At 43.4% G+C, this 1,285-nt stretch carries 2 protein-coding genes; both read right to left on the bottom strand.

Translation table 11 applies throughout. From position 1 onward, the window contains the following. Positions 1-16: 16 nt before the first annotated feature. Positions 17-814 carry an ISL3 family transposase gene (locus tag ACJ2PR_RS35995; RefSeq protein WP_446880655.1) on the bottom strand — a complete coding sequence of 266 codons (798 nt, stop codon included), beginning with the start codon at positions 812-814 and terminating at the stop codon, positions 17-19. Next, positions 811-1,233, bottom strand: coding sequence for a transposase family protein (locus ACJ2PR_RS35990; RefSeq protein WP_446880654.1), 423 nt, complete (start codon positions 1,231-1,233; stop codon positions 811-813). Before ACJ2PR_RS35990 ends, ACJ2PR_RS35995 begins: the two co-directional genes overlap by 4 nt. Positions 1,234-1,285: the final 52 nt, after the last annotated feature.

Below are 1,285 nucleotides of genomic sequence, written 5' to 3'. Positions count from 1 at the left end.
GGGTCTACCGTTCAAACTATGCCGAGTCAAAGTCAAAGTGCCAACACATTAAGCACCTCAGCTTAAAATTCTCAAAGTTTCTGAACCCATATCCCAAGCGTTTGATTAACTTAAGCTTGTTGTTAATTCCTTCCACCACTCCACTCGTAGTTCTGTTGAAGAAATAGCTTGTAATCTCCTCTAACCAGTTCTCAATCGTTTTCACACTTTTTGGAAAGGTTTCTTTTGCATCTTCTAGCCAATCTGAAATTTCAAACACGGCATCCATTGCCGTCTGGGTCTGCTCAAAAATTGTTCTTAACGTCTCTTTTTGCTGATGCATTTGGGCTAGAAGAGGGGACACCTGTTTTACGGCTTCGAGTTTTAGCTTTTGAGTTTCACTCAAGCTTTCTTCCGGTTTGAGCAACGCATACTTACTCGACCTTAAACTGGATTGGATGCGGTCTTTCTCGGCTTTATCTAGCTCGGTTGTGCTGGCTTTCATCACTTGATTACGAGCTGAATTTAGCTCACGGCTAATCAGTTGCATGACGTGAAATCGGTCAGCCACAATCACAGCGTTCGGCATCACCTTTTGAATCAGTCCTCGATAATTTTCAGACAGGTCAATACTGACTTCTTGAACCTGGCTAAGAACCTCAGTGCCCCACTCACTCAACACTTCCTGAATATCTTCATGTTTACGCGATTTGACCATTCCTATCAGTTGTCTACGGTCTAAATCCACCAGTACCACCACATAGTGACCTTGCCCTTTTCTTAAGGCAATTTCATCCATGCCTAACCGCTGGAGTCCCTTCACCTCCACCTTCATTTTTTTTTACTCAGGTATTGCACCATTGAGGCAACTTCTTCATCCGTTAAATCGTGCTGCTTGGCCACAGTATGCAGGTCGCTATGAATGACTTGCTGCACGATCATCTGAGCAAATCGGTCAGTATGTCTGCGACGCGCTCCGATAAATTCAAACCTCTCACTAAAGGGTTTCTCACAAACGTGACATTTGAATTGTCGTCGATTGAGTTTCAGTAAAACTGAATGCTGACTGATGCTTAAATCTCGCACTAAATGCCAGTGATTTTGATGCAGGTGAGTGCTTTCATTCTGACAACGAGGACAGGTGACTTTTGTCGTGTTTGCTTCCACTTCTAAGACTAATTCCCGACCTAAATCGGAGTAATCTTCAACGTCCATACCGGGCAAATCAAGTAGTTGCGTCAGAAGAGGCTGCATAAGTGACAAAAAGTATTTTACAACACATTAGCATATAGCTTCCGGTAGACCC

It is taken from the genome of Phormidesmis sp. 146-33 (assembly GCF_052939515.1).
Note: the sequence above shows the minus strand (reverse complement) of the source record. Positions and strands in the feature narration are given on the sequence as shown.